The 4200-nt window shown below is 67.0% G+C and carries 3 protein-coding genes; all 3 read right to left on the bottom strand.

The annotated features are described in order from the left end of the window. Positions 1-37: 37 nt before the first annotated feature. Positions 38-1426: an ethanolamine ammonia-lyase subunit EutB gene (locus AC1DRP_RS35400; protein ID WP_441507091.1), complete on the bottom strand. Its 1389-nt coding sequence runs from the start codon at positions 1424-1426 to the stop codon at positions 38-40. 80 nt (positions 1427-1506) lie between these two features. Then, entirely contained in the window at positions 1507-2538 is a 1032-nt protein-coding gene (locus AC1DRP_RS35395) for an Ldh family oxidoreductase (RefSeq protein WP_441507090.1), read from the bottom strand. Then, a partial coding sequence (locus tag AC1DRP_RS35390) for a hydantoinase B/oxoprolinase family protein (protein ID WP_476770989.1) occupies positions 2535-4200 on the bottom strand: 1666 nt, incomplete at its 5' end. The genes AC1DRP_RS35390 and AC1DRP_RS35395, both read right to left, overlap by 4 nt.

Here is a 4200-nt window from a genome sequence, read left to right as displayed (position 1 = left end):
GCCCAGCGCTCGTCGGCCGGGAGCATGTCGTCGCCGCTCACGCCGCCTGCCCCTGCATGGCCGCCAGCAAGGCCTGCCCACCCCGCCCGCTGCTCAACCGCCCGGCCTCATCCGTGATGTCCATGCGTCGCAGCCAGGCCTCGAACTCGGGTGCGCGTCGCAGCCCGAGCACCTCGCGGACATAGAGTTGGTCGTGGAAGGAGGTGGACTGGTAATTCAGCATGACGTCGTCGGCGCCGGGCACGCCCATGACGAAATTGACCCCGGCCGTGCCGAGCAGGGTCAGAAGCGTGTCCATGTCGTCCTGATCGGCCTCGGCATGGTTGGTGTAGCAGACGTCGCATCCGAGCGGCACGCCCATCAGCTTGCCGCAGAAATGATCCTCCAGCCCGGCACGGATGATCTGCTTGCCGTCATAGAGATATTCCGGGCCGATGAAGCCGACGACCGTGTTCACCAGCAGCGGCTCGAAGGGCCGGCAGACGGCATAGGCCCGCGCTTCCAGCGTCTGCTGGTCGACGCCGTGATGGGCGTCGGCCGAGAGCGCGGAGCCCTGTCCGGTCTCGAAATACATCACGTTGTCGCCGATTGTGCCGCGCTTCAGCGAACGCCCGGCCTCCAGGCCTTCCTGGAGCACAGACAGCGAAATACCGAAGGATTCATTGGCCTTCTGCGTGCCGGCGACGGATTGGAAGACGAGATCGACCGGCGCGCCCTGCCCGATCAGCGCGATCGCACTGGTGACATGGGTCAGCACGCAGCTTTGCGTGGGAATGTCGAAGCGGTGGATCAACTCGTCGAGCAGGCGGACGAGATCACCGAGCACCGGCAGGGAATCGGACGCCGGGTTGATGCCGATCACGGCATCGCCACAGCCATAGAGCAGCCCGTCGATCGTCGAGGCGAGGATGCCGGCGGCATCGTCGGTCGGATGGTTCGGCTGGAGGCGCACGGCCATCGTGCCGGGCAGGCCGATCGTGTCGCGAAAGCGCGTGACGACCCGGCATTTGCGGGCAACCAGGATGAGATCCTGGTTCCGCATCAGCTTGGAAACGGCGGCTGCCATTTCGGGCGTCACGCCGGGTGCGATAGCGGCCAGGACCTCCGGCGTCGCCTTCTCCGAGCAGAGCCAGTCTCGGAACTCGCCGACCGTCTGCGACGCGATCGGCGCGAAGGCGGCCGCATCATGGGTATCGAGAATCAGGCGGGTGACCTCGTCGTCCTCGTAAGGCACCAGCGCCTCATTGAGAAAGGTTCGCAGGGGCAGGTCGGCGAGCGCGATCTTCGCCGCCATGTTCTCTTCCATGCTGGCGGCGGCGATGCCGGCCAGCATGTCGCCGGAACGCAGTGGCGTCGCCTTCGCCATCAACTGCTTCAGATCGGCAAAGACGTGGACATGCCCTCCGACCGTGACGCGGTATGTCATCAAGCTGTCCCCCGGATCCTGCCCGTACGAGTGTGGGAGCGGCCGTGCCGGAGCGCAAGCCGCGCCACCCCATGCAGAGCCTATGCCGGTCTGGCGTAGGCCTCGATCGTGTCGAAGAGCTTGCGCGAAATGATGATGCCGTCGGTCGCCGTGCGTGTGCGGGCGCCGGCGCGACGCTCGCCCGGCAGGCGGGCGCCGGGCTGACCGGCCACCGCATCGAACAGGCGCTCGAGGCGGGACGAAGCGCCCTCGCCCACCAGTTCGCCAGGGTCGATCGCGATGAAAAACTGGCCGGTGCGGGGCGAGCCGCCGAGATTGTCGGCGAAGGAGGACGCATCGATCGAGAGACTGGCGCCGGTCAGCCAGGCTGCGAAGACCTCGACGATCAAGGCAAGGCCGGCGCCCTTGTAGCCGCCGGACGGGACCATCGAACCACCGGCCAGCGCGGCCTTGGGATCGGTCGTCGGATTGCCGTCCCTGTCCAACGCCCAGCCGAGCGGGATCGCCTCGCCGCGCTGCTGGTGGACGACGATTTCGCTCTTGGCGACGACGCTGGAGGATTGGTCGAGCACCAACGGCTCGCGCCCCGCACGTGGCACCGCAAAGGCGATCGGATTGGTGCCGAAGACCGGCGTGGCACCGCCCGCCGGCGCGATCGAGGCCGGAGCGTTGACGAAGGCCAGGGCCAGCAAGCCATTCTGCGCGATGCGTTCGACATGATAGCCGACCACGCCGCAATTATAGGAGTTGGTGACGGCGAGGGCGGCGATGCCCTGGGCCTTTGCCGCCTCGCACAAAGCCGGCAGGCCGAAATCGATCGCCGGATGGGCAAAGCCGCCCTTGGCATCGATGCGGACCAGGCCCGGCTTCGGGCTATCGAGCACGGGGCGCGCCTTCCCGTCGATCTTGCCGACGCGGGCGTGTTCGCAATAGGTCGGCAGGCGCGCGAGGCCGTGGCTATGCACGCCTTCGGCCTCCGCCGCGACGACGGAAGCCGTGATCGGCGCTTCGTTGCGCGGATCGACCCCGCAGGCGAGCAGCACGCGCCGCGTCAGCGCCTCGACCTGGGCGAGCGTCATCTGAACGCCGTCGGCGGAACTCTGCGTGTTCATGCCGCCTCCTCCTTGTCCTGTTCGGCGCCGTAGAACCGGGACGCGGCCTTCGGCGTCACCAGCCCGTCGGAGAGGTCCTTGGCGAGGCGCTTCGGATCGCGCCGCGCCGGATCGCCGAAGCCGCCGCCGCCGGATGTCTCGATGGTGACGGTGTCGCCGGCCTTCAACGGGATGCCCGAGACCTTGGATTGGAGAGAAAGTTTCGAGCCGTCCGCGCGCGTCACGGTGGTGCGGCTGAGCGAACCGGGCTCTCCGCCGCCAATGCCATAGGGCGCATGCCGGAAACGCTCGAAATTGGTCGAGAGCGAGCCCTCGGCCGCGTCCAATCGCCATTCCCGCACGAGGCCCAGCCCGCCACGGAATTCACCGGCGCCGCCGGAGTCGGGAATGAGCCCGTATCTGGTGAAGGTCACCGGGTACTTGGCCTCGACCATCTCGATCGGGGCATTGGTATTGTTGTGCAGGCCGCAGGAGAGCGCGCTCGCGCCGTCGCCTCTGGCATGTCCGCCCCAACCGCCAACCTCAATGTCGAAATAGACCTGGCGCTTGCCCTTCGGGTTCGTCGTCTGCAGCGCGTAGACATAGGAGATCGCGTAATAGGCAGCCGGGATGCGCTCCGGCATGATCTGCGCCAGCGCGCCGAAGACGGCGGTCGCGATGCGATGGTTGACGACCATGCGGCCGGCGACGGGCGCCGGGAAGACCGCGTTGACCACGCTGCCTTCCGGCAGCTTCACGGTGACGGCGCGATAGCAGCCGGAATTGGCCGGGATCTCGCCGCCGAGTGCCGCCAGCAGCGCGTAGTAGACGGCCGAGCAGGTCATGGCGGGGGTGTTGTTGACCGGCCCCTTCACCTGCGGGCTCGACCCCTCAAAATCGAGCGTGATGGTCTCGCCGCGCTTGATGATCTTCACCGCAAGGCGGATCGGCTCTTCCGACTGGCCATCATCATCGACCAGTTCGACGAAGGAGGATTCGCTGTCGGGAAGCGCCTTCAGCGCGGCGCGCACCATGCGCTCGGAGCCGTCGAGGATGGCCGACATTGCGGCTGCGAGCGAGGCGGAGCCGTATTTGCGGGCCATGCGCGCCACGGCCCGCTCGCCGATGCCGAGTGCGGCGATCTGCGCGTTGAGGTCGCCGCGCGTCTCGTCGGGCTGGCGCACATTGTGCAGCAGCATCTCGAAGACGCCGGTGTTGAGCACGCCTCTGTCGACGAGGCGCAGCGGCGGGATGCGGATGCCTTCCTGGAAGACCTCCGTCGCATTGGCATAGTAGCTGCCGGCCGCACCGCCGCCGACATCGACATGGTGGCAGAGCGTACCGACGATGCCGACCCGTTCGCCATCAACGAAAACCGGCCGGAAGGTCTGGATATCAGGCAGATGCTGGCCGCCGGAATAGGGATCATTGGTGACGATGACATCGCCGTCGTTCCACTGGTCGAGTGGAATGAAGCGATCGAGGATCGTGCGCAGGCAGTCCGACATCGAGTTCAGGTGAACCGGGATGCGCGCGGACTGGGCGATGTTGCGGCCTTGCGCATCGAAGACGGCGGTCGAGAAATCCAGGATTTCGCGAACCACGGTCGAGCGGCTGGTGCGCCAGATCGTGATGCTCATTTCCTCGGCCGCAGCGACCAGCGCATTGCGGATGACTTCGAGG

This window comes from Allobosea sp. 01N443, assembly GCF_056399325.1.
Note: the sequence above shows the minus strand (reverse complement) of the source record. Positions and strands in the feature narration are given on the sequence as shown.

What these genes read in the sequence shown, in the direction of transcription:
- AC1DRP_RS35400 (WP_441507091.1), bottom strand. Translation starts at nt 1,426, where the DNA reads ATGACATACCGCGTCACGGTCGGAGGGCATGTCCACGTCTTTGCCGAT.
- AC1DRP_RS35395 (WP_441507090.1), bottom strand. Translation starts at nt 2,538, where the DNA reads ATGAACACGCAGAGTTCCGCCGACGGCGTTCAGATGACGCTCGCCCAG.